Raw genomic sequence first — 22412 nt, 5'->3', positions numbered from 1 at the left:
CGGGCGGTTACGTTTTCGGGGAGGTGATTACCTTTGAATCTTGAGATCCGACTTCGCCTTTGCTAGGAATCGAACAACCATTAGAAAATTAGCAAAGTCGAAAGTGCAGATGTCTGGACCCCTTGATCAACTGAAGATTATAGAACTTGGTCACGTAATTGCCGGACCACTTGCGGCAGCTTTACTCTCGGATTTTGGTGCAGATGTCATCAAGATCGAAGCCCCCAACCGGACGGATATGATGCGCGACCTTGGACCCAAGGCAGAGGATGGGGTGGGCGTCTGGTGGAAGACTTTGGGCCGTAACAAGAAAACACTAGGTCTGGACTGGAAGTCCGACGAGGGCCGGGACATCCTGCGAAAGTTGGTCGAAGATGCCGACGTGCTGATCGAGAATTTCCGACCGGGTGTGCTGGAACGTGCTGGTGTTGGGCCAGACGTCTTGCACGATTGGAACCCGGACTTGGTTGTCTTGCGGGTTTCAGGTTACGGACAGGACGGTCCGATGCGCGACCTGCCAGCGTTTGGGCGTGCTGCGGAGGCCATGAGTGGATTAGCGCATCTGACCGGTTTTCCCGACGGGCCGCCGATGCACCCCGGCTTTCCGGCGGCTGACAGCACGACAGGGCTAATGGGCGCTTTGGGAATCATGATCGCGCTATTTGCTCGCGAAAAGGGGATAGTACGCGGTCAGGTCGTCGATATTGCAGTATTCGAGGCCCTGCTTCGGTTGATGGATTATCCTGTTCCCGCATTGACTGGCGCGAACCTCTCGCCGCGACGCAATGGGCTGCGCCAGCCGATGGACTTTGCTCCGGGGGGGATGTTCCGAACGTCCGATGGGGTGTGGCTGAGCGTTTCGGCAGGGAGCGCGGAAACCGCGCAGCGCCTGTTGCGGGCGGTCGGAGGCGATGCCCTCGCCGATGACCCGCGGTTCGCGACATTGGGCGAGATGTCGCGGCACATGACGGTGGTCTTTGACGCGATCAATGATTTCGTCACGCAGCACACGGCTAAGGAAGTGGAAGCGGTATTCGCCCGCCATGATGCGGTTGCCTCGCGTGTGTTGAGCGTCGAAGAGATCATGACGAACGAGCAGATACGCCATCGTGGGGACATCGTGTCGGTCGACGGCGAACAGACCCAGGTCATTGGTCCGGTCCCTCATCTCAGCGCGACGCCCGGTCAGCTTCGTTGGCTGGGACGACCGCCTAGCGCAGACAGCCAAAGCATTCTGCGTGATCTTGGTTTTAACGATGAGCGGATCGCTGCCCTATGTGAGGCTGGGCTCGTAAGATTGGAGGGAGGGCGCGCGCTATGACATTGCGATTGACCGCCGACCAACAAGAGATTCGCGACCAGATTCTGCGGATTTGCGCAGGGTTCGACGACGACTATTGGCTGGATCGGGATCGCAACGGTGGTTTTCCCCATGATCTGCACAGGGCAATGGCCGATGGCGGCTGGCTAGGTATCGCCATGCCAGAAGCTGTCGGCGGCGCCGGTCTGGGGATCACCGAGGCGACCATAATGATGCAAGCAATTGCCGAGTCGGGGGCCGGCGCAAGCGGAGCCTCGGCCATCCACATGAACATTTTCGGGCTCAACCCGGTGGTGAAGTTTGGGACCGATGAGCAGCGCGCGCGTATGCTTGGCCCTCTAATAGCAGGCGATGAAAAGGCCTGTTTCGCCGTAACCGAACCGACGACCGGGTTAGACACCACAAAGCTGAAGACCATGGCGGTGCGGCAGGGGGACAGATATGTCGTGCACGGACAAAAAGTCTGGATTTCTACCGCGCAGGTGGCGGACAAGATGTTGCTTCTGGCCAGAACAACGCGGCTAGAGGATGTGAGCAGCCCGACCGAAGGGCTGAGCCTGTTCTATACAGATCTCGACCGAAATTTCGTTGACGTGCGAGAGATCGAAAAGATGGGTCGAAAGGCTGTCGATTCGAACGAAGTCTTCATCGATGGATTGCCGATTCCGGCTGAGGACCTGATCGGGGAGGAGGGCAAAGGCTTTAGGCAAATTTTGCACGGGTTGAATCCCGAACGCATCCTGGTGGCCGGTGAATGCATCGGTATTGCGCGCAACGCACTGGCGCGAGCGGCGCATTATGCAAACGAACGTGTGATTTTTGACCGCCCGATCGGCCAAAATCAGGGTGTTCAGCATCCACTCGCCAAAGCCTGGGCGCGAGTGGAATCTGCCAATCTCATGGTGATGCACGCTGCAGCCCTCTACGATGCGGGAGAACCCTGCGGCGTCGAGGCGAACGCCGCCAAGCTTTTGGCCGCCGACGCCGCGGTCGAGGCGACCGAAGCCGCGCAAATTACGTTTGGCGGATTCGGATATGCTAAGGAATATCACGTGGAGCGACTGGTACGTGAAGCTCTGCTGTTCCGCATCGTACCGGTGACACCGCAGATGCTTCTGTCGTTCATAGCAGAAAAAGCCCTTGGACTTCCAAAGTCTTACTGATCGGAGATAACGGGCGGGGCTGGTGGGAAAAGTTGTCTTGACCAATTTTCTAACACCCGTTAGATTACTGGCAGCTGCCCCTAATGGGAATGGGAGGAGGCGTCGTGAATAAGACGCAGTTTGGGTCTTCGAGGGAGGACCTATCAAAACGTGCAACCGTTTACGCAAGCGGTTTATTCACCGGCAAAGTCGTTGTGGTGACCGGGGCCGGAGGCGGATTGGGGCTGGCAATTGCGACCTTGTTCGCAAGGCTCGGGGCCAATCTGGCGATCAATGGACGCAACGAAGAGAAACTGGCTTTGGCCAAGGAGTTCCTTGAAAGTTTCGGGGGCGAAGTTTTCGCTGTGCCTATGACCATCCGGGAGCCTGAGCAGGTCGAGGATTTTGTCGCCAAGACGAACCAGGAGTTCGGGGCGATTGACGTATTGGTGAACAATGCTGGGGGTCAGTTTCCGCAAGCAGCGTTGGAGTTTAGTCCAAAGGGCTGGAATGCGGTCATAGACACCAACCTGAACGGCACGTGGTGGATGATGCAATCCACGGCGCGCCACTGGGTTGCCAACAAGCAATCGGGCTCCATCGTCAACATCGTGGCCGATATCTGGCGCGGCATGCCCGGCATCGCGCATACCTGTGCGGCCCGGGCAGGAGTAGTTTACCTGTCCAAGTCGGTTGCGGTGGAGTGGGCCCCGCACGGTATCCGAGTGAACTGCGTGGCGCCGGGTTGCTGCGAAAGCAACGGTTTCGGGAACTACCCTCCGGAGGGTTCTGCGACCTTTCAGGACTCCAACCCGATGCGGCACGCCGGGGACGAATGGGATGTCGCTGAAGGGGTTGTCTATATGGCGGCGAATTCAGGGAAATTCGTAACCGGAGAAGTTCTGAACATCGACGGTGGGCAGCAATTGTGGGGGGATCCATGGCCAACGGGGCGGCCGGACTACTTCCGGATTACCTGATGTTGGCCGTGAACCTTAGGGGGACAATGATATCTAGATGACGACTAAGATTAAAACAGCAATCGGAGCCGATGATGGGGCGATACTGGAGTGCAGCGGGGTCGAGCGACGGTTCGGCGGCATCGTCGCTGTCACCGGTGTGGACCTCGTCATTCGGCAGGGGGAAATCTTTGGACTTGTCGGCCCGAACGGCAGCGGCAAGACAACACTGACGAACGCAATTACCGGGTTCTACCCACCGAATGTGGGGACTGTGCGGTTGGCAGGAAAGGAAATCACGGGTACGGCACCTCACAAGGTTGCCAAGCTCGGCGTCGCCCGGACGTTCCAGAATCTTGCCTTGTTCAACGGGATGAGCGTTCTGGACAACATCCTGCTGGGGCGGCACATCCACATGAAACCGGGCGTTCTGCGCACCGCGCTTTACTGGTGGGCAGCACAGCGTGAAGAAATCGAAAACCGCAAGATCGTCGAAGAGGTGATCGAGTTTCTACAACTCGAGAGCATCCGGCATGAGTTGGTCGATGGCCTTCCGATCGGGTTGAAAAAACGGGTCGAGCTGGCGCGGGCATTGGTGGCCGAGCCACAGATGCTGATTCTCGATGAACCGATGGCCGGCATGAACCAGGAAGAGAAAGGGTATATGTCCCGTTTCATTCTGGATGCCCGTGCCGAACGCGGCGTCAGCGTTCTGCTGATCGAACACCATATGGATGTCATCACCGGCATTTGTGATCGGATGCTGGCCCTGAATTATGGTGAAATGATCGCCAGTGGCATCCCCAAGGAGGTTGTGAAGGACCCGCGGGTCATCGAGGCATATATCGGAGGGTCGCATGACTGATTTGACGAAGAAACAGTCTTCGGGCGGCGACACGATCGGCGCAATTCTGGCGCGGAACGCCTCGAAACACGGTTCGGAAATCGCGCTTCGCGAAAAAGAGCGTGGGATCTGGAAGGAAACCACATGGGCGGAATACGCCGAAGAGGTGCTGGCCTGCGCGGCCGGGCTTGAGAAAATCGGCGTAACACCGGGCAAGGCGGTGCTTATCCTGGGCGACAACCGGGCGCGGCTGTATGGCGGAATGCTGGCTATTTCGTTGCTGGGTGCCTATGCAATGCCTGCCTATCCCGGCGCGACGCTCGAAGAACTCCGGCACTTTCTTGGCGAAGTCGAAATCGTCGCGGCCATCGCCGAAGATCAGGAACAGGTTGACAAGATCCTGGAACTGAAGGACGCGGGCGCCGAGGGCATCGACCACATCATTTATGATGAAGCGCGCGGTCTTGGCTTCTACGAGGTTGAAGGGCTGTTGTCCTGGGATCACCTGATCGAAGTTGGTCAGCACGATCTGAACGAAACCCCGGGCCTGAGTGAGGAACTGCTTAGTCGTGCGAAGCCGGAAGATCCGGCCATTTTTCTGCACTCCTCCGGAACGACGGGCGCGCCGAAGGGCATCGTACTGAGTCAGAAGAACGTTCTTGCTGCTGCTCGGAATGGACATGCGGCGGGTGCCTTCGGCGAAAATGAGGAGATCCTCGCGTACTTGCCGATGGCCTGGGTGGGAGACTACGCCATAACCGTTGCCGCGGCACTCCTTTGGCGTTTCACCGTGAATGTGCCTGAGCGCCAGGAAACGGTCGTGCGCGACATGCGCGAGATCGCTCCGACATTCTATCTGGCGGCGCCAAGAAGCTGGGACCAGATGCTGACGACAATCCAGGTTGGTATCGAAAATTCGACCCCTTTAAAGAAATGGCTGTACCATTTTTTCATGGATCGGGCCATCGCGGCGGAAACGCGCAAGCTGAATGGCAAAAGCGGCGGTGTTCTTGAGCCATTGGGCCGGCTTCTGGGCGAGGCGATTGTTTTCGGTCCGATCAAGGACCAGTTCGGGATGAGCCGCCTCAAGAATGCGTTCACCGGCGGTGAAGCGATCGGGGAAGACACCTTTGTGTTCTACCGCGCCCTGGGGATCAAGTTGCGTCAGCTCTACGGCCAGACCGAGAACAGCGCGATCAACGCGATTCAGGCTCCGGGCGAGGTCCGTCTTCATACGGTTGGCAAACCCGCGCCTGGCGTCGAGGTCAGCATTGCCGAAGACGGTGAGATCCTGGTGCGCTCGGACAGCGTGTTTGAAGGGTACTTCAACAAACCCGAAGCGACCGCCGAAGCCCTTGACGGCGGGTGGCTGCATACAGGTGATGCCGGCTATCTGGAGGACGACGGACACCTGGTTGTTCTTGGGCGTGTATCCGAGGTCATGCACACCGCCGACGGTGAACGTTACGTTCCAAACTACATCGAGAACCGGTTGAAATTCAGCCCGTATATCAAGGATGCGGCCGTGATTGGCGCCGGGCTGAAGGAACTGACGGCGATGGTCTGCGTGGATTTCGAGGCCGTGGGGCACTGGGCCGAAGTGAACGGCGTACCTTACGTGTCATATGCCGATCTTTCTCAGCGTGAAGAGGTCGCGACGTTGCTTCGCGAGGCGTTCCAACGGGTCAACAAGGCCGTCACCGAGCCATTGCGCCTGCAACGCTTTGTCAGTCTGCCGAAAGAATTCGACCCGGACGATGGTGAAATCACACGGACACGAAAACTGCGGCGCAAGGTCGTTCAGGAACGCTATGCTGACGTGATCGCGGCGCTCTACGACGGTTCAAAAGAGGTCCACGTAAGCGCGCAGGTGACTTACGAGACCGGGGAAGTAGGGAAGGTCGAAAGAAGCCTTCCCGTCAGGGAGGTATAAATGGACTGGGTCTTTCTATCAGAGCTTGCGATCAACGGAGCCTTGACGGGTCTGTTATATTCGCTTTTCGCCATCGGCCTCGTGCTGATTTACAAAGCGTCCTCGGTGCCCAATCTGGCGCAGGGTGGGCTGACCATGGTGGGTGCCTATGTGGTCCTGGCGCTGGCGCGCGATGTGGGTTTGCCCTTGTGGCTGGCCATTCCTCTGGCTGCGGTTGTCATGTTCGGCCTTGGGTTCGGCATCGAGCGTGTTGCCCTGCGTCGTCTCGCGGGTCGCCCGGTCGTCATGATCCTGATGCTGACACTTGGCCTCGACATATTCCTGCGGGGTACGACACTTGCCATCTGGGGCGGAACGTCGCGTTCGATGGAACTGGGCGTCAGCTATGATCCGCTGTTCCTGGGCGACATCTTCATCAGCCGCATCCATCTGGTCGGTGCCGGTGTCGCGCTTGCCTTGTTTGTCGGCTTCATGCTGTTCTTCCAAACCCGGACCGGGATCAAGTTGCGGGCGATCGCGGATGATTACATGGCTTCGTGGTCGGTAGGTATCTCGGTTGAGCGCGGCGTTGGGTTATCCTGGGCATTGGCATCCGTTGTTGCCGTCGCCGCTGGCGTCATCTGGGGTGAGATTCAGGGTGTCGATCAGGCGCTGTCGCTGTTGCTTCTCAAAGGTCTGACGGTTGCCGTTCTCGGTGGTCTCGACAGTATCCTTGGCGCCGTGATCGCAGGCATCATCCTGGGCGTCGTCGAAAACGTTGGCGCTGATTTCCTCGATCCGCTTGTCGGAGGCGGAAGCCGTGAGCTTATCGTCGCCGCCGTGCTCATTCTTACCGTCATGATCCGTCCGCACGGGCTGTTCGGTCGTCACGACATCGAAAGGGTGTAAGGCATGTTTTACAGACTTTCCGGCGTCCATCACGCCGACTACGTTTCGGACAGCCGTATCTTCAAGGTGCCTGCCGACAGAAATCTGACAGCTTTCATCTTTCTGATCGGCCTTGCCGCGCCATTCATCATCCCGTCGCTTTATCTGAACAGCTACATGCTTCCCTGGCTGATCTGGACGGCCGCCGCTTTGGGGCTGAACCTGGTGACAGGTTGGGCCGGCCAACTGCACTTGGGCTATGCTGCGGTCATGGCCGTCGGAGCGTATTCGTCTATCCATGCCGCGCGTTTCGGGGTGCCGTGGGAATTCGCCCTGATCATTGGCGGGTTGACGTCATCCGTGATCGGCAGCCTGTTCGCTTTTGCCGCTTTGCGGGTCAAGGGCCTCTATCTCGCCCTTACCACTCTTGCGATGCAGTTCGTGATGGACTGGGTTCTGACCCACTCGCCGGCGATCTCGGGGGGCTCACACGCATCGCTCCAGTCGCCGACGCTGGCGTTGTTGGGGCAAGAGATTACCACTGATACTGGCTTCTACTATGTCGCCTTCGGCTGGTGTGTGTTGGTGACGATCTTCATGCTTAATCTCAAGCGTACTGGACTCGGTCGCGCCTTGGTCGCTGTCCGGGAAAAAGACTTTGCCGCCGCGATCCTGGGTGTGAACAGTTTCTACTACAAAATCCTCGCATTCGCGACTTCTTCGTTCATCGCAGGCGTCAGCGGTGCGTTGCTTGTTGCCACCTTTTTCTTTCTCGCCGCACCCGAGCAATTCTCGGTTGCCGTTTCGATCCAGGTTCTTGCGATGGTGATTGTTGGCGGCCTTGGCAGCATTATCGGTTCCTATTTCGGTGTTGCCCTGATCCTTCTTGTTCCGGGTATCGTGAACGGTCTCGTCGTCACGCTGAGTGACGGGCTTGGCATGCAGATCAACGTTGAAACGCTCGCCCACATCCCCAACGCGGTCTATGGCGCGCTGATCGTCATTATCCTTCTGATCGAACCGCTTGGTTTGGGAAAACTCTACGGCAACATCAGAGACTACCTGATGGTCTGGCCCTTCGATCAGTTCAAGAAATAAGGGAAATGCCGATGCAAGAAAAAGTTGAAGCCCAGAACATTCTGTCCATGAACAGTGTCGAGGTGCTGTACGACAATGTAATGCTGGCGATCAAAGGTGTATCGGTCCAGGTTCCAAAAGGCGAGATGATCGCGCTTTTGGGGTCGAACGGAGCGGGAAAAAGCACCACGTTGAAAGCGATCAGCGGTCTTTTGAAAGCCGAGCGCGGACGCATCAGCCGAGGTGAGATAACGTTCCAAGGAACGGACATTACCGAAGCGCTCGCGCAAAAACGCGTCGAGATGGGCATCTGTCATGTCATCGAAGGGCGGCGGGTCTTTGAACATCTGACCCCCGACGAGAACCTGACCGCCGCCGCGCCGCGCGGAATGTCCCGATCGACGCTGAATGCGGAAAAGGACAAGATTTACGCCTATTTTCCACGGCTTGCCGAACGCAAAAATTCGCAAGCAGGCTATTTGTCGGGTGGTGAGCAACAGATGCTTGCCATTGGGCGGGCCCTCGTGACCCAGCCGAAGCTTTTGATGCTTGATGAACCAAGTCTCGGGCTTGCTCCGTTCCTGGTCGAGGAAATCTTCGGCATCCTGCAAAAGATCAATAAGGATGAGGGGCTGTCCGTCCTGCTGGTGGAACAGAACGCCCTGGCAGCTCTGGAGATCGTTTCGCAAGGGTATCTTATCGAAAACGGCCGCGTCGTTATGCACGGCACGGCCGAGGCGCTCAAATCCAACTCCGACATTCAGGAGTTCTATCTAGGCGGCGGAGAGACCGATTTTCACAACGTCAAGCACTACAGCCGACGCAAACGTTGGCTGAGCTAACGTACTATTCGAAAACTGTTCAGGGAGGAAAAAATGAAGAAACTTACCAAAGCGCTGGCTGTATTTTCAATGGTTGGCGGGGCGCTGTTCGGCACCCAGGCGCTGGCCGAGCCATTCAAGATCGGCATCTGCTACGATCTCAGCAAGGCCTATACCTTTGCCACGCCGCAGGTTTCGCAGGCCGCGATGGACCTTGCCAAGCTCATCAACATGAAGGGCGGCATCGGTGGGGAACCGGTCGAAGTCATCGTGCGTGACCACGGGAACGAACCGCAGCGCGGAATCGAGTGCTACTCGAAACTCAGCCGCGAGGGCGTCTTTGTTTTCGATACCCTGTCCACTCCGGTGTCTCTGGCTATCCTGCCGCGGGCCATGGAAGACGGGCGTATCCTGATGCAGTCGCTTGTCGGGCGCGGCGATGCCGTTGATGGCACCGTCTTCGATTGGGTCTATCCGATCGGGCCGACCTATTGGGGACAGGCCGCCAACGATGTCGCCTACATCAAGCAATTGCATGACGGCGATCTGTCAGATGTGAAGGTCGGGTTTGTGTATTTCGATTATCCCTTCGGGCAGGAGCCGATCGAGATCCTGGAAACCCTGTCCGAGAAAGAGGGTTTCGAGCTTGAACTGTACCCCGTGCCACTGCCTGGCAGCGACCAGGCCGGTGTGTGGTCCAAGGTGCGCCGGGACAACCCAGATCATGTGATTGTCTGGATGCTGGGCGGTGCCCATGTGGTTGCCTCGAAAGAGATGCAGCGCAATCGCATTCCGATGGACAAATACATCTCGGTCAACTGGCTGAACGAAGTCGATATCGCCAACATCGGTAAAGAGGCCGCCAAAGGTATCAAGCGCGGGACCAATGTCGTGGGCGGTCAGGATATTGCCCTGTATCAGGAAATCATGGCCGAGCTTTATGACAAGGGCGAGGGATCCGGCCCGATCGAGAAGACGCAGGACGTTTTCTACAACACCGGGCTGGCCATGTATTCGATCATGTTCGAAGCCGCGCGCAAGGCGGCGGAAGCCGAGGGGCTGCCGATCACTCCGACATCCTACAAGGCCGGACTGGAGTCGCTTGAGGGATTCGACGCGAACGGGCTGATGGCCCCCATTACGGTGACGGCCGAAGATCATGGCGGCGGTGGCAAGACCCGGATCGAGATGTGGGACGGGGAGACTTGGGTGCCGCAAACCGACTGGATCTCTGAGTACACGGACGTCGTGTGGGACGTGGTGAAAAAAAGTTCCTCAAAATACGAGCAGTGAAAGACTGGTAGCAGGAAGGGCGACGCTACGCGGGGCGGCAGCGGCGTTTGCAAAGCGGTATCACAGCCCCAAACCAAACCAAACCAACGGGAGTGAGAGAACATGAAAGTCAAACAGCACATAAGGGCGGTGGCACTGACTGCCGCGCTGGCAGCAAGCGCGACTGTGGCCGCAGCGCAGGACAAGGAGCCGATCCGCTTCGGACTCTGCTTCGACCTTAGCAAATCCTACACTTTCATTTCGCCGCAGGTGGCTCAGGCCGCCCAGGATCTGGCGATGTACACCAACGAAAATGGCGGTATCGAAGGTCATCCGGTTGAAATCATCATTCGCGATCATGGCAACGAACCCCAGCGTGGTGTGGAATGCTATGAGCAGCTCAAGCGCGAAGGTGTGTTCCTATTCAATTTTCTGTCCACGCCGGTCACGAACGCGGTTCTGCCGCGTGCGATGAAGGACGGGAACTTGTTGATGCAGTCTTTTGTTGGCCGCGGAGACGCGGTGGACGGCGAAGTGTTCGAATGGGTTTTCCCGGTCGGTCCGACGTACTGGCAGCAGGCGGCAAATGACGTTGCCTTCATCAAGGGTCAGATGGGCGGTGACTTGAGCAAGGCGAAGATCGGGTTCATCTATCTGGATTACCCCTTTGGCCAGGAACCGATCGAGATCCTGAAAACGCTTTCCGAAAAGGAAGGGTTCGAGTTGGAGCTGTATCCCGTACCGCTTCCCGGGTCGGATCAGGCCGGCGCATGGAGCAAAATCCGCCGCGACAAGCCTGACTACGTGATCAGCTGGCTGCTGGCGGGCGGGCATGTGGTCGCCTCGAAGGAAATGCGCCGCAACCGTTTCCCGATCGACCGCTATCTGTCGGTGAACTGGCTGAACGAAGTCGATATCGCCAATATCGGCGCACAAGAGGCGAAAGGCATCCTGCGCGGGACCAACGTGGCCGGTGGCCAGGAAGTTCCGATCGTCAAGACGATGCTGGACACCTACTATGCCAATGGCAAGGGCAGCGGTCCCGAGAGCCTGGTGCGCGACGTGTACTACAACACGGGCATGGCGATCTACTCGGCCGGTTTCGAAGCCGCGCGGATCGCAATTACTGAAAACGGTTGGCCGATCACACCGGAAAGCATGAAGAATGCCTATGAATCGATCGAGAACTTCGATGGAAACGGCATCATGGCCCCGGTTACACTGACCGACAAAGACCACGGTGGTGGCGGCAAGACCCGGGTCGAGCAGTGGAATGGCGAAACCTGGGTTCCGCTGACCGACTGGAGCGCCGACTATCTTGACGTTGTTTGGGATGTCATCAAGCACAGCTCCGCGACGTTCACCGTCGAATAAGACAGAGCTTCCCCGCGGCAGACATGTCGCGGGGAAGCTTTCCGCAGTTAGATTGTCCCGAGAAAGCGAAGCAGGTATCATGAGCCCCATTGACGTGAAGATCGAAGACGGAATTGCGACCGTCTGTATCAACCGGCCAGAACGTAAAAACGCGCTTTCCGTGGCGGCGACGAACGGGCTGACCGACGCTTGGGAGAAGATCGAGGCGGATGACAGCGTTCGTGTGGCCATTCTGACTTCTGCCGATTGCGGCGTTTTCAGCGCCGGACTGGATCTGAAGGAAGCCACACAAATCGCACGCGACGAGGGTGTCGATATTCTGACCAAGATGCGCGACCCGTTTCACGAGACCATGCGCGCCTGCAAGAAACCGATCATCGCGGCGATGACAGGGTCGCTGATGGCGGGCGGCATGATGCTGACCTTGAATTGCGATCTGCGGGTCGGTCTCAAGGGGACCAAGGTCGGTATCACCGAAGTAAAGATCGGTCGTGGATCGCCCTGGGCATCGCCGGCACTGTCCATGCTACCGCAGCCCATCCTTATGGAAATCGTTCTGACCGGCGACTTGATGCCGATCGAGCGCCTGCACGAATACGGGTTCACCAACTATATCGAAGACACTCCCGATGCTGTCCGCGCAAGGGCATTTGACCTTGCCAAACGCATTGCCAGCGCGGCCCCGCTGTCGGTTGTTGCCGCGAAAGGCGGCGTTCGCGCGACCATGGACCTGGGCTGTGCGGGTGGCCTGAAAGAGGGCAAGCGCCTTCACGAGGTGGTTTACGCCAGCAACGACGCGATTGAAGGCCCAAAGGCCTTTGCTGAAAAGCGGGCACCCGTCTGGACCGGGACCTGATGGAGACTTGAATGACTGAGCTTATTCGCCTGGACAGGGAAGGCCCTGTCGGAATCCTGCGTTTTCTTCAGCCGACAAAACGCAACCCTTACAGCATCGGGTTCGTCGAAGAACTGGTGGCGCTTCTGCGCGAAGCCGAACGGGACGCTACGATCCGTGTCGTTGTTATGACCGGTGGCAATCATTTCAGCAGCGGCGGCGATCTTGTCGGGTTTCAGTCCGAGATCGCCAAAGGCGCGCGGGCGACGTCGGAAATGGTGGACCTGGTTCACGATGGCGGACGCGCGGCCTATCTGTTTCGCAAACCTCTGATTTCCGCGGTATGCGGCGTGGCTTTTGGCGCGGGCCTCAGCCTGGCCTTGTCGGCGGACATTGTCGTTGCCGCCGAAGATGCCCGGCTGTGCGAAGTATTTGCACGCGTCGGCGGTTGTCCCGACACGGGATCAAGCTGGCTGCTTCAGCAGCGCGCCGGTGCGGGCGTTGCCCGGATGCTTGTGCTCACGGGCCGTGAAATCGACGGGCGCACCGCCAGGGACCTGCGCGTTGTCGAAGAATGCGTGCCGGCCAACCAGGTCGAGGTACGGGCGCTGGAAATTGCCCGCGAGATTGCAACGCACCCGATGTTTGGCGTTCAGACCGCCAAGCGTGTGATGCGCGCCGCAGCCGAGTGCAGCTATCTCGAGGCGCTGGATATCGAGCGCGATGCCCAAAGCGTTTTGCTGTGCGCGCATGACTTTCCTGAGGCCATGAAAGCGTTTTCGGAAAAAAGAACTCCAGAATTCAAAGACCGTTAGCTCGGTTGAAACCTTATCGCAAAACTCAAGGAGACCACGCCAATGAAGGTACTCGTGCCTGTGAAACGCGTGATCGACTACAACGTGAAGGTTCGTGTCAAAGCGGACGGAAGCGGTGTCGATCTGGCCAACGTTAAGATGTCGATGAACCCTTTCGACGAAATCGCCGTCGAAGAGGCGATACGCCTGAAAGAGGCCGGCAAGGCCGAAGAGGTGGTCGCGGTATCCATCGGCGTCAAACAGGCGCAGGAAACCCTGCGCACCGCACTGGCCATGGGTGCCGACCGCGCCATTCTGGTCGTTGCAGCGGATGACGTGCACCATGATATCGAGCCGCTGGCAGTGGCCAAAATCCTTGCCAAGGTCGTGGAAGAGGAACAGCCTGGTCTGATTCTCTGCGGCAAGCAGGCGATCGACAACGACATGAATGCCACCGGCCAGATGCTGTCAGCCCTGCTGGGCTGGTCGCAGGGTACCTTTGCCTCGGAACTGGACATCGACGGTGACAGTGCCGTCGTGACCCGGGAAGTTGACGGCGGCCTGCAGACCATCAAGGTCAAGATGCCCGCGATCGTCACCGTGGACCTGCGCCTGAACGAGCCGCGCTATGCGTCGCTGCCCAACATTATGAAGGCCAAGAAAAAGCCGCTGGATGAGAAAACCGCCGATGATTACGGCGTTGATGTCACGCCGCGTCTGGAAATCGTCAAAACCTCCGAGCCCGTGGCACGCGCGGCCGGTATCATGGTCGGCTCGGTGGACGAGCTGGTCGCAAAACTCAAAGAAGCGGGGGCTGTATAATGGCTGTTCTTCTTCTCGCAGAAGTCACCGATGGTGAACTGGCAATCGACGCAACCGCCAAGGCCGTGACCGCGGCCAAGGCCCTGGGCGATGTGACCGTTCTGTGCGCGGGCGCCTCTGCTGCTGCCGCAGGCGACGCCGCCGCCAAGATCGACGGTGTGGCCAAGGTTCTGGTCGCCGAAGACGCATCGCTGGGTCACCGCCTGGCCGAACCGACCGCCGCGCTGATCGCATCGCTGGCCGGTGATTATGAACATATCGTCGCCCCGGCCACCACGGACGCCAAGAACGTCATGCCGCGCGTTGCCGCGCTGCTGGACGTGATGGTCCTGTCGGACGTGTCCGGCGTTGTCGATGGCAAAACGTTCGAGCGCCCGATCTATGCCGGGAACGCGATTCAAACCGTCAAATCGTCGGATGCGAAAAAGGTCATCACCTTCCGCACCTCGACCTTTGATGCCGCTGGCGAAGGCGGGTCTGCCTCGGTCGAAAGCATCGGTGCCGGGGACAACCCCGGCCTGTCGGAATGGGTCGAAGACAAGGTCGCCGCATCGGATCGTCCCGAACTGACCTCGGCCGGTGTGGTCGTGTCCGGTGGGCGCGGCGTCGGCTCCGAAGAGAACTTTGCCCTGATCGAGAAACTGGCCGACAAGCTGGGCGCCGCCGTTGGCGCATCCCGCGCCGCCGTCGACTCGGGCTTTGCACCGAACGACTGGCAGGTTGGCCAGACCGGCAAGGTGGTCGCGCCTGACCTGTATATCGCCGTTGGCATCTCGGGTGCGATCCAACACCTGGCCGGCATGAAGGACAGCAAGATCATCGTCGCGATCAACAAGGACGAAGAAGCCCCGATCTTCCAGGTTGCCGATTACGGTCTGGTTGCCGACCTGTTCGACGCCGTGCCCGAACTGACCGACAGGCTGTAAGTCATTGCGAAAAAATTACAAAAAGGCCCGCCTGTTTTGGCGGGCCTTTTTTGTACGAGCCGAATGGGCGGCGCGTGATTGGATAAATCCGGATGCGCACGGTCCGAAGCCTTGTGACGCCCCGTCAGAACGCCTCGGGTTCATTGCCAGGAAATAAAACACTTGTTAGATTTCTTCAATGCAAGCATGAACCGATAGGAATAAAACATGTCTCTGATCAAGAACTCCCCGAGTTGGGCAGTGGATGAACACAAGATGTTCGCCGATAGTACACGCAGGCTTTTCGATGCAGAGATGGCTCCGAAGATTGAAAAATGGGCGGAGCAGGGAATTGTTGACCGCGACTTCTGGAAAACAGTCGGTCAGCAGGGTGTCATGGGTGGCTCGATTGCCGAAGAATATGGTGGGTTCGGTGGCGGCATCGGGTTCGACGCGATTACCGTCTACGAGCAGGGGCGCACCGGTGATACGGGTTGGGGCTATGGGATTCAGTCCATCGTAATCCATTATCTCAACGCATATGGCAGTGAGGAACAGAAGAAAAAGTGGTTGCCGAAACTGGTCAGCGGCGACAGCGTTGCGGCGATTGCCATGACCGAGCCTGGAACGGGCTCTGACCTCCAGAACGTACAAACCTACGCGGAAAAGGATGGCAACCACTACAAGATCAACGGTTCGAAGATCTTTATCACAAACGGGCACACGGCGGATCTCGTTGTTATCGTGGCAAAGACCGATCGCAACGCCGGCGCCAAGGGCGTTTCGTTGATCGTTCTGGAAACCGAGGGCGCCGAGGGCTTTCGCCGGGGACGGAACCTGAAGAAACTGGGTATGAAAGGTTCGGATACTGCTGAGCTGTTCTTCGAGGATGTGCGCGTGCCCACGGCGAACCTGCTTGGTCCGGAAGAGGGGCAGGGGTTCTACCAGCTGATGAAGCAGCTGCCTTGGGAGCGGCTGATGATCGGCATTACCGCGCTCGGTTTTATTGATTTTGCGATCGATGAAACGGTGAAATATGTTCAGGACCGCAAGGCATTTGGAAGCCGGATCATGGACTTCCAGAATACACGCTTCAAACTGGCGGAATGCAAAACCAAGGCCGAATTGCTACGTTCCTTCGTAAATGACGGGCTCGCGCGTCTTGAAGCGGGCGAACTTGATGCGGCCACGGCTTCGATGGTGAAATGGTGGGGCAGCCAGACGCAGAACGAGGTCATGCATGAATGCCTGCAACTGCACGGCGGTTACGGTTTCATGATGGAATACCCCATCGCGCGACTTTATGCCGACAGCAGGGTCCAGATGATCTATGGCGGCACCAACGAGATCATGAAGGAACTGATCGCACGCTCGATGGATGTTTGATCCGTCCGGTGCCGGGTGGGGCTACTCCCTGCCCGGCCCCAGAATTTCGTCGCTGTGTTCCCCAAGTCGCGGGGCCGGGCGATGATCATGTCGCGCAGGGGTCGCCGAAAATCGAGCCGGCGGGCGTGTCGTCCAGATCGCACCTTCGGTCGGGTGATCAATCCGTTGAAAGAACCCGGTTGCGGCAAGATGGGGATCGTTCGGCAAATCTGACAGGTTGCGCACTGGCATGGCGGGTATGTCGGCCTGCTCCATGAGGTCAAGCCACTCATCCGTGGTCCGGGTCAGCGCAATCTGCGCCACCATATCGTATACTGCGCCGATGTTGCGGCTTCGGGCATCCATGTCAGTGACCCAGACATGGTCGATCATGTCGTCGCGCCCGACCGCCTGAAAGAACCGCGCCCATTGCACGTTGGTGTAGGGCAGAATGGTGATGTAGCCATCTGCGGTCTGAACCGGACGCCGGTGCGGAACCAGCATGCGGGCATAGCCGAAATCCTGCGGAGTCTCCTCGAAGGTGGCGCCATCCATGTGTTCGGCCAGCAGGAAGGCGGCCAGCGTCTCAAACATCGGAACTTCGACATGCTGGGCCTGTCCCGTACGCTCGCGGTGGAACAGGGCGCCCATCACGGCATAGGCGGCGGTCACGCCGCCAAGCTTGTCGGCCAGAATTGTCGGGGCATAAGCGGGCGGTGCCTCGGGGTCGCGCAAGGTTGCCAGGCTGGCCAATCCCGACACCGACTGGACGGAATCGTCGAATGCAGGCTTGGCGGCATAGGGCCCGTCCTGCCCGAAACCGGTGGCGGATACCGTGATCAGGTTCGGGTTTTCCTGGCGTAGAGTTTCGGGATCCAAAGACAATCTGGCCAGCGCCGCAGGCCGGATGCTCGAAATCATCACATCGGCATCGATGAGCAGTTTGCGCAACTGATCGCGACCAGTTTGTGTTTTGAGGTCGAGTACGACACTGCGCTTGTTACGGTTGGTCCCCAGAAAAGCGGCCCCCATCAGCTTGTTGCGCGATGGCTGGACCTGGCGAAGAAGATCGCCCTCGGGGCCTTCCACCTTGATCACATCGGCCCCCAGATCGCCCAGCATCTGCGTCGCCAAAGGTCCGAAAACCACAGAAGTCAGATCGACGATCTTCACGCCTTGAAGGATCGCCGGTTTGTTCTCAGCGGTCATTTGATTGTCCACCCTTTTGGTTGTCCACCGTTTTCATGAACGGGGTCCGAATTCGGCGCGAATGGCTTTACCTTGCGCATCGAAGGCCGGGCAGGGGCGCAGTGTCGTTTCGCCGACGCTGCGCCGGATCGGGGGTGTCGGGACGTTGATCTCGCCCGAGGGTGTGCCTATCACGGATCGGTCAAGCTGGGGGTGACCGGACAGGGTCGCCACGTCGTTCACCGCGCCCGAGGCAATGCCCGCAGCGTCAAGCCGCTTCAGCATCTCGGCGCGGTCATGCGAGGCGAACACGGCCTTGATGAGCACTTCGAGCGCGGGTTTGTTGTTGATGCGCGATGTGTTGTCCTGAAAACGGGGGTCGGTTGCCAGAGCCGCGTCGCCCAGTATGTGTTCACAGAACCTTTGCCATTCGCCGCTGTGCTGCACGGTAATGACGACAAGCTGACCGTCCTTGCATTCATAGGCCCCGTACGGGCAGATGACCGTGTGGTTCAGTCCGACACGGGGTGTCGGCTTGCCAAGGTAATCGTGATATAGCAGCGGAACCGACATCCAGTCGGCCATCACATCAAACATTGCCACGGAAACGCCGCTGCCCTTGCCGGTGCGATCTCGCCCGACCAGTGCTTCGCAGATTCCGGCATGGGCTGTCATACCGGTTGCGATATCGCAGACCGACACTCCAACCCGTCCCGGTCCGTCCGCAGTGCCGGTCACTGATGCCAGACCGCTCTCGCATTGCACCAGAAGGTCATAGGCCTTGGCGTTGCGCATCGGGCCGTCTTCGCCATATCCGGTGATGTCGCAGGTCACGAGACGCGGGAACCTCTCTCGCAGACTTGCGGAATCGAGCCCGAGCTTGGCCAGCGCGCCCGGCAGCAGGTTCTGAATAAACACATCCGCGTTTTCCAGCATCCTGAGCAGGATTTCACGGTCTTCGTCGGCTTTAATGTCCAGCGCCACCGATTCCTTTCCCCGGTTCAACCATGTGAAATAGGCGCTTTCGCCGTTGGCGGCGGTATCGTAGGCGCGGGCGAAATCGCCGGCTCCCTTGCGTTCGATCTTAATCACACGCGCGCCGGCATCGGCCAGCCGCGAGGAGCAAAAAGGCGCGGCGACTGCCTGTTCCAACGCAACGACGAGTTTGCCGGAAAGGGGGGCTAAGTCTGAACCTGACATGAGTTTCTCTCAATTGATCCTGAAAGGTTGACTAAATCTAACAATTGTTAGAAACATAATCAATACGATTAGACAAAGACTGGATCGCTTGAAGGAGAACGCCGGTGCAGGACGCCAAACGACCAGACCAGTTTTTCCAACGCGCGCTGGCAGAGGGAGAGATCCTGCTGCCCAAGTGCGATGATTGCGGGGCATATCACTTTTTCCCGAGAGTCCTGTGTCCCCATTGTCATGGCAGCGCGATTTCTTGGAAGAAGGCTAGCGGCAAGGGACGGGTCCACACCACAACAGTTGTGCGCCGAAAGCCCGAACGGGGCGGCGATTACAACGTATGCGTCGTCGAGCTGGATGAGGGTGTCCGGATGATGAGCCGGGTCGAGGGCATTGCTCCGGGTGAGGTCGCCATCGACATGCCCGTAACCGCCTTCGTGGGCGAGGCCGAGGGTGTTCCGGCCGTGCTTTTCAAGCCGTCGGAGGGATAAGCCATGACCACTGAACTTCGGGGAAAATCCGCCATCGTGGGAACCGGTCATGCCGGTTTCGGAGAAGCCCATGGCCTGACGGCCTATGATGTCATGGCGCAATCCGCGCTTGCGGCGCTTGGCGATGCCGGGCTGAACCTGTCCGACGTCGACGGGCTGTTGTGCACCATGATGGAAGACAGCATGCCGGCGCTTATGGCGGCGGAGTATCTGGGCATCCAGCCCCGTTTCATTGATGGCACAATGTCGGGCGGTTCGTCCTTCGTAAACTACCTGACGTCCGCGACCATGGCCCTTGATGCCGGTCTGTGTGATGTCGCGCTGATTGTTTATGGCTCCAACCAGCGCACCGCATCGGGCAGACTGGTGACCGCTTCACGTCCGCCGGCCTACGAGGCGCCGTATAATCCGCGCTATCCGATCTCGGCCTACGCGATGGCCGCGGCGCGGCACATGCATGAATACGGCACCACCCGCGAACAGCTGGCCGACGTGGCCGTTGCCGCGCGGGCCTGGGCGCAGCGCAACCCCGAAGCGTTCGAGCGCGGCCCGCTGACCCGCGAGGACGTGCTGGGTGCGCGCATGGTGGGCGATCCATTGACCGTGCGCGACTGTTGTCTTGTCACCGACGGTGGCGGCGCGATCGTAATGGTCCACGCGGACCGCGCCCGGGATTTCCCGAAGGCGCCTGTCTATGTGCTGGGCAGTGCTGCGGAAAGCTCGCACCGGCAGATTTCGCAAATGAAGGATTTCACCGTGACCGCCGCCCGCGCCTCGGGCGCGCGCGCTTTTGCTGCGGCCGGCGTGACCCCTGCGGTCATCCAGGCGGTCGAGCTTTATGATGCCTTCACCATCAATACCATCCTGTTTCTTGAAGATCTGGGGTTCTGCGCCAAGGGCGAGGGAGGGGCCTTTGTCGAGGGCGGACGCATCGCGCCTGGCGGCGTCTTGCCGGTGAACACGAATGGCGGCGGCCTGTCCTGTGTGCACCCCGGGATGTACGGCATCTTCACAGTGATCGAGGCTGCCCGCCAGATCCGTGGCGACGCGCCAGGCATTCAGTTGAAGGATATTGATCTGGCGCTGGCGCATGGCAACGGCGGTGTGCTGTCCAGTCAGGTCACGGCCATACTTGGATCTCAAAACACGCTCTGACGGCAACTAAGGGAGGAAAGCAAATGCCATTGGATTTCGATGCACTGTCGAACTGGGACTTTGAGGAAATCGAACAGACGCTAACCGAGCGGGATACCATCCTGTATGCACTCGGCCTTGGGTTCGGTGAGGATCCGACCGACAAAAAGGAGCTGGCCTATGTCTATGAAGACGGGCTGAAGGCAGTTCCCTCGATGGCGGTTATTTTGGGGTATCCCGGCTTCTGGCTGCGCGATCCCAAGACCGGCGTAAACTGGCAGAAAGTGCTGCACGGCGAACAGTGGCTCGACATCTACAAGCCGCTGCCGACACATGCCCGGCTTGTCGGCCGTAGCAAGATCGACTTCATCGCCGACAAGGGCGAGGGCAAGGGAGCCGTCATTTACCAAAGCCGCGATATTATCGACGCGGACAGCGGCGAAAAACTAGCGCGCGTGGCGATGTCGGCTTTCTGTCGCGGTGATGGGGGGTTTGGCGGTGAAAACCAGGCGGGTCCGGCACCCGCAGTGCTGCCTGATCGGGCGCCTGATCATATATGTGATATCGATACCCTGCCGCGCCAAGCCCTTATTTATCGTCTCAGCGGTGATTTCAATCCGCTTCACGCTGACCCGGATGTGGCCCGTTCTGTCGGGTTCGACCGCCCGATCCTGCATGGTCTGGCGACCTATGGGCTGGCGGCCCGGGCGATTCTAAAGACGTTGCTTGACTATGATTCTGCCCGGCTTGTCGGTCTGGATGTTCGGTTCTCAGCTCCGGTCTATCCCGGCGAAACCGTGCGGTTCGAAATCTGGGAAGAGGACGGCGAGGCCCGGTTTCGAGCATCTATTCCGGCACGCGACGTGGTTGTTCTGAACAACGGCGCGGCGCGCTTCGCCTGAGGCAGTGAAGATGGCTCAACCGCTCAAGGATATCCTGGTGCTGGATTTCAGCACACTTCTTCCCGGTCCGATGGCGACGCTCATGCTGTCCGAGGCTGGCGCCGAAGTGATCAAGTTCGAGCGTCCCGGAGTCGGCGAGGACGCGCGCCAAACCGAGCCCAAGATCGACGGAGAGAGCATCGGATTTGCCGTGTTGAACCACGGCAAGCGATCGGTGGCCATCGACCTCAAGTCAAGGGGCGCAGTGGAACGTCTGCGCCCCTTGATCGAGAGGGCCGATGTTCTGGTAGAGCAGTTCCGTCCCGGCGTGATGGACCGGCTGGGGCTTGGTTATGAAGCGGTGCGAAAGATCAATCCCGGTCTCATCTATTGTTCGATCACCGGCTATGGCCAGACCGGACCAAAGGCCAGCGCCGCCGGCCACGATCTCAACTACGTCGGTGATGCGGGTAACCTGTCGCTCAGTCGCGGACCGGATGACCAGCCAACGGCCCCGTTCGGGCTGGTCGCCGATATCGGAGGCGGAACCTATCCTGCGGTGATGAATATCCTGCTGGCCCTGATTGCGCGCCAGGCAAGCGGGCAGGGGACGCATCTGGATATCGCAATGGCCGAGGGGGCGTTCGCCTTTGCCTATTGGGCCCATGCCGAAGGTGTGATTGCCGGGCAGAACATCGAAAGCGGTGGCAGCCGTCTGACGGGTGGCCTGGCCCGGTATCGGCTTTATTCGGCTGCGGATGGGCGTCAGATCGCCGTCGGCGCGTTGGAAGAAAAGTTTTGGCAGTTGTTCTGCGATGTCATTGGTTTGCCGGTGGCCCTTCGCGATGACTGGTCCGATCCAAATGCCTGTGCCGCGGAGGTTGCACGTCGTCTGAGGGAACATCCCTCGACCCATTGGGAGCCTTTGCTGGCAGCGGCAGATTGCTGCTGTTCGGTCGTGAAAACGCCCGCCGAGGCGGCACATGACCCGCATTTCAAAGCGCGTGACGTGTTCGGGCGGACAGTAAAAATCTCCGGCCGGGACGCGCCTGCTTTACCGCTGCCAATTGCGCCGGAGTTCCGTTCTTCCGGAAATTCGGTCGGAGTTGCAGCCACTCTGGGCGAAGACAATACGCGTTATGGCGTGGACCAACCAAAGACAGAGTAAATCCCGTTGACGGGCAGGTTTTGAATCG

At 58.9% G+C, this 22412-nt stretch carries 21 protein-coding genes; 19 read left to right on the top strand and 2 right to left on the bottom strand.

Annotated features, from left to right (window positions below; all coding sequences use genetic code 11):
• Window positions 1-109 precede the first annotated feature (109 nt).
• The 15 genes from ATO6_RS22055 to ATO6_RS21985 all read left to right on the top strand — a co-directional run bounded on the left by ATO6_RS22055 (window position 110) and on the right by ATO6_RS21985 (window position 16352).
• Window positions 110-1321, top strand: a complete 1212-nt coding sequence (locus ATO6_RS22055; protein ID WP_088626191.1) for a CaiB/BaiF CoA-transferase family protein — start codon at window positions 110-112, stop codon at window positions 1319-1321.
• Window positions 1318-2484 (top strand): acyl-CoA dehydrogenase family protein, encoded by a 1167-nt coding sequence (locus ATO6_RS22050; RefSeq protein WP_176441060.1) that lies wholly within the window; start codon window positions 1318-1320, stop codon window positions 2482-2484. The genes ATO6_RS22055 and ATO6_RS22050 overlap by 4 nt, the downstream gene beginning before the upstream one ends.
• A gap of 104 nt (window positions 2485-2588) precedes the next feature.
• Window positions 2589-3443: an SDR family oxidoreductase gene (locus ATO6_RS22045; protein WP_028284935.1), complete on the top strand. Its 855-nt coding sequence runs from the start codon at window positions 2589-2591 to the stop codon at window positions 3441-3443.
• 37 nt (window positions 3444-3480) lie between these two features.
• Window positions 3481-4287: an ABC transporter ATP-binding protein gene (locus ATO6_RS22040; protein WP_036538081.1), complete on the top strand. Its 807-nt coding sequence runs from the start codon at window positions 3481-3483 to the stop codon at window positions 4285-4287.
• Window positions 4280-6199, top strand: coding sequence for a long-chain fatty acid--CoA ligase (locus ATO6_RS22035; RefSeq protein WP_028284933.1), 1920 nt, complete (start codon window positions 4280-4282; stop codon window positions 6197-6199). The genes ATO6_RS22040 and ATO6_RS22035 overlap by 8 nt, the downstream gene beginning before the upstream one ends.
• Window positions 6200-7087 (top strand): branched-chain amino acid ABC transporter permease, encoded by an 888-nt coding sequence (locus tag ATO6_RS22030; RefSeq protein WP_028284932.1) that lies wholly within the window; start codon window positions 6200-6202, stop codon window positions 7085-7087. It begins immediately after the preceding gene.
• Between the two features lie 3 nt (window positions 7088-7090).
• Complete coding sequence (locus ATO6_RS22025; RefSeq protein WP_028284931.1) at window positions 7091-8164, top strand: branched-chain amino acid ABC transporter permease; 1074 nt, start codon at window positions 7091-7093, stop codon at window positions 8162-8164.
• A gap of 11 nt (window positions 8165-8175) precedes the next feature.
• Window positions 8176-8985, top strand: a complete 810-nt coding sequence (locus ATO6_RS22020; RefSeq protein WP_088626190.1) for an ABC transporter ATP-binding protein — start codon at window positions 8176-8178, stop codon at window positions 8983-8985.
• A gap of 33 nt (window positions 8986-9018) precedes the next feature.
• Window positions 9019-10257 carry an ABC transporter substrate-binding protein gene (locus ATO6_RS22015; protein WP_028284929.1) on the top strand — a complete coding sequence of 413 codons (1239 nt, stop codon included), beginning with the start codon at window positions 9019-9021 and terminating at the stop codon, window positions 10255-10257.
• A 102-nt stretch (window positions 10258-10359) separates the two neighbouring features.
• Window positions 10360-11610 carry an ABC transporter substrate-binding protein gene (locus ATO6_RS22010; protein WP_028284928.1) on the top strand — a complete coding sequence of 417 codons (1251 nt, stop codon included), beginning with the start codon at window positions 10360-10362 and terminating at the stop codon, window positions 11608-11610.
• 79 nt (window positions 11611-11689) lie between these two features.
• On the top strand, window positions 11690-12466 hold the full coding sequence (locus tag ATO6_RS22005) for an enoyl-CoA hydratase/isomerase family protein (RefSeq protein ID WP_028284927.1): 777 nt from the start codon (window positions 11690-11692) through the stop codon (window positions 12464-12466).
• An 11-nt stretch (window positions 12467-12477) separates the two neighbouring features.
• Window positions 12478-13260, top strand: coding sequence for an enoyl-CoA hydratase/isomerase family protein (locus ATO6_RS22000; protein WP_028284926.1), 783 nt, complete (start codon window positions 12478-12480; stop codon window positions 13258-13260).
• A gap of 42 nt (window positions 13261-13302) precedes the next feature.
• On the top strand, window positions 13303-14061 hold the full coding sequence (locus ATO6_RS21995; protein ID WP_028284925.1) for an electron transfer flavoprotein subunit beta/FixA family protein: 759 nt from the start codon (window positions 13303-13305) through the stop codon (window positions 14059-14061).
• On the top strand, window positions 14061-14987 hold the full coding sequence (locus tag ATO6_RS21990) for an electron transfer flavoprotein subunit alpha/FixB family protein (protein WP_028284924.1): 927 nt from the start codon (window positions 14061-14063) through the stop codon (window positions 14985-14987). Before ATO6_RS21995 ends, ATO6_RS21990 begins: the two co-directional genes overlap by 1 nt.
• Window positions 14988-15194: 207 nt before the next feature.
• Window positions 15195-16352 carry an acyl-CoA dehydrogenase family protein gene (locus tag ATO6_RS21985; RefSeq protein ID WP_028284923.1) on the top strand — a complete coding sequence of 386 codons (1158 nt, stop codon included), beginning with the start codon at window positions 15195-15197 and terminating at the stop codon, window positions 16350-16352.
• Between the two features lie 21 nt (window positions 16353-16373).
• Here the strand turns inward: ATO6_RS21985 and ATO6_RS21980 are convergent, their stop codons facing one another.
• Together ATO6_RS21980 and ATO6_RS21975 are read right to left on the bottom strand one after the other, a co-directional pair.
• Complete coding sequence (locus ATO6_RS21980; protein WP_028284922.1) at window positions 16374-17540, bottom strand: CaiB/BaiF CoA-transferase family protein; 1167 nt, start codon at window positions 17538-17540, stop codon at window positions 16374-16376.
• Between the two features lie 33 nt (window positions 17541-17573).
• Window positions 17574-18719: a CaiB/BaiF CoA-transferase family protein gene (locus ATO6_RS21975; protein ID WP_028284921.1), complete on the bottom strand. Its 1146-nt coding sequence runs from the start codon at window positions 18717-18719 to the stop codon at window positions 17574-17576.
• 104 nt (window positions 18720-18823) lie between these two features.
• Between ATO6_RS21975 and ATO6_RS21970 the strand changes: the two genes are divergently transcribed.
• From ATO6_RS21970 to ATO6_RS21955, 4 genes are read left to right on the top strand one after another with little or no spacing between them, the layout of a single operon-like run.
• A complete protein-coding gene (locus ATO6_RS21970) occupies window positions 18824-19201 on the top strand; it encodes a Zn-ribbon domain-containing OB-fold protein (RefSeq protein WP_036538078.1) in 378 nt (125 codons plus the stop codon).
• 3 nt (window positions 19202-19204) lie between these two features.
• The gene (locus tag ATO6_RS21965) at window positions 19205-20356 is read left to right on the top strand and encodes an acetyl-CoA acetyltransferase (RefSeq protein ID WP_088626189.1); all 1152 of its coding nucleotides are present in this window, start codon (window positions 19205-19207) and stop codon (window positions 20354-20356) included.
• Between the two features lie 23 nt (window positions 20357-20379).
• Window positions 20380-21237: a MaoC/PaaZ C-terminal domain-containing protein gene (locus ATO6_RS21960; RefSeq protein ID WP_028284918.1), complete on the top strand. Its 858-nt coding sequence runs from the start codon at window positions 20380-20382 to the stop codon at window positions 21235-21237.
• Window positions 21238-21247: 10 nt separating this feature from the next.
• On the top strand, window positions 21248-22384 hold the full coding sequence (locus tag ATO6_RS21955; protein ID WP_088626188.1) for a CaiB/BaiF CoA-transferase family protein: 1137 nt from the start codon (window positions 21248-21250) through the stop codon (window positions 22382-22384).
• Window positions 22385-22412: the final 28 nt, after the last annotated feature.

Origin of the sequence: Oceanicola sp. 22II-s10i, assembly GCF_002210105.1 — a bacterium.
GTDB lineage: Bacteria > Pseudomonadota > Alphaproteobacteria > Rhodobacterales > Rhodobacteraceae > Pseudooceanicola.
Note: the sequence above shows the minus strand (reverse complement) of the source record. Positions and strands in the feature narration are given on the sequence as shown.

Excerpts from the sequence above, each read along its gene's own strand:
- ATO6_RS22055 (WP_088626191.1), top strand. The coding sequence starts at position 110 with ATGTCTGGACCCCTTGATCAACTGAAGATTATAGAACTTGGTCACGTA.
- ATO6_RS22050 (WP_176441060.1), top strand. The coding sequence starts at position 1,318 with ATGACATTGCGATTGACCGCCGACCAACAAGAGATTCGCGACCAGATT.
- ATO6_RS22040 (WP_036538081.1), top strand. The coding sequence starts at position 3,481 with ATGACGACTAAGATTAAAACAGCAATCGGAGCCGATGATGGGGCGATA.
- ATO6_RS22035 (WP_028284933.1), top strand. The coding sequence starts at position 4,280 with ATGACTGATTTGACGAAGAAACAGTCTTCGGGCGGCGACACGATCGGC.
- ATO6_RS22030 (WP_028284932.1), top strand. The coding sequence starts at position 6,200 with ATGGACTGGGTCTTTCTATCAGAGCTTGCGATCAACGGAGCCTTGACG.
- ATO6_RS22025 (WP_028284931.1), top strand. The coding sequence starts at position 7,091 with ATGTTTTACAGACTTTCCGGCGTCCATCACGCCGACTACGTTTCGGAC.
- ATO6_RS22020 (WP_088626190.1), top strand. The coding sequence starts at position 8,176 with ATGCAAGAAAAAGTTGAAGCCCAGAACATTCTGTCCATGAACAGTGTC.
- ATO6_RS22015 (WP_028284929.1), top strand. The coding sequence starts at position 9,019 with ATGAAGAAACTTACCAAAGCGCTGGCTGTATTTTCAATGGTTGGCGGG.
- ATO6_RS22010 (WP_028284928.1), top strand. The coding sequence starts at position 10,360 with ATGAAAGTCAAACAGCACATAAGGGCGGTGGCACTGACTGCCGCGCTG.
- ATO6_RS22005 (WP_028284927.1), top strand. The coding sequence starts at position 11,690 with ATGAGCCCCATTGACGTGAAGATCGAAGACGGAATTGCGACCGTCTGT.
- ATO6_RS22000 (WP_028284926.1), top strand. The coding sequence starts at position 12,478 with ATGACTGAGCTTATTCGCCTGGACAGGGAAGGCCCTGTCGGAATCCTG.
- ATO6_RS21995 (WP_028284925.1), top strand. The coding sequence starts at position 13,303 with ATGAAGGTACTCGTGCCTGTGAAACGCGTGATCGACTACAACGTGAAG.
- ATO6_RS21990 (WP_028284924.1), top strand. The coding sequence starts at position 14,061 with ATGGCTGTTCTTCTTCTCGCAGAAGTCACCGATGGTGAACTGGCAATC.
- ATO6_RS21985 (WP_028284923.1), top strand. The coding sequence starts at position 15,195 with ATGTCTCTGATCAAGAACTCCCCGAGTTGGGCAGTGGATGAACACAAG.
- ATO6_RS21980 (WP_028284922.1), bottom strand. The coding sequence starts at position 17,540 with ATGACCGCTGAGAACAAACCGGCGATCCTTCAAGGCGTGAAGATCGTC.
- ATO6_RS21975 (WP_028284921.1), bottom strand. The coding sequence starts at position 18,719 with ATGTCAGGTTCAGACTTAGCCCCCCTTTCCGGCAAACTCGTCGTTGCG.
- ATO6_RS21965 (WP_088626189.1), top strand. The coding sequence starts at position 19,205 with ATGACCACTGAACTTCGGGGAAAATCCGCCATCGTGGGAACCGGTCAT.
- ATO6_RS21960 (WP_028284918.1), top strand. The coding sequence starts at position 20,380 with ATGCCATTGGATTTCGATGCACTGTCGAACTGGGACTTTGAGGAAATC.
- ATO6_RS21955 (WP_088626188.1), top strand. The coding sequence starts at position 21,248 with ATGGCTCAACCGCTCAAGGATATCCTGGTGCTGGATTTCAGCACACTT.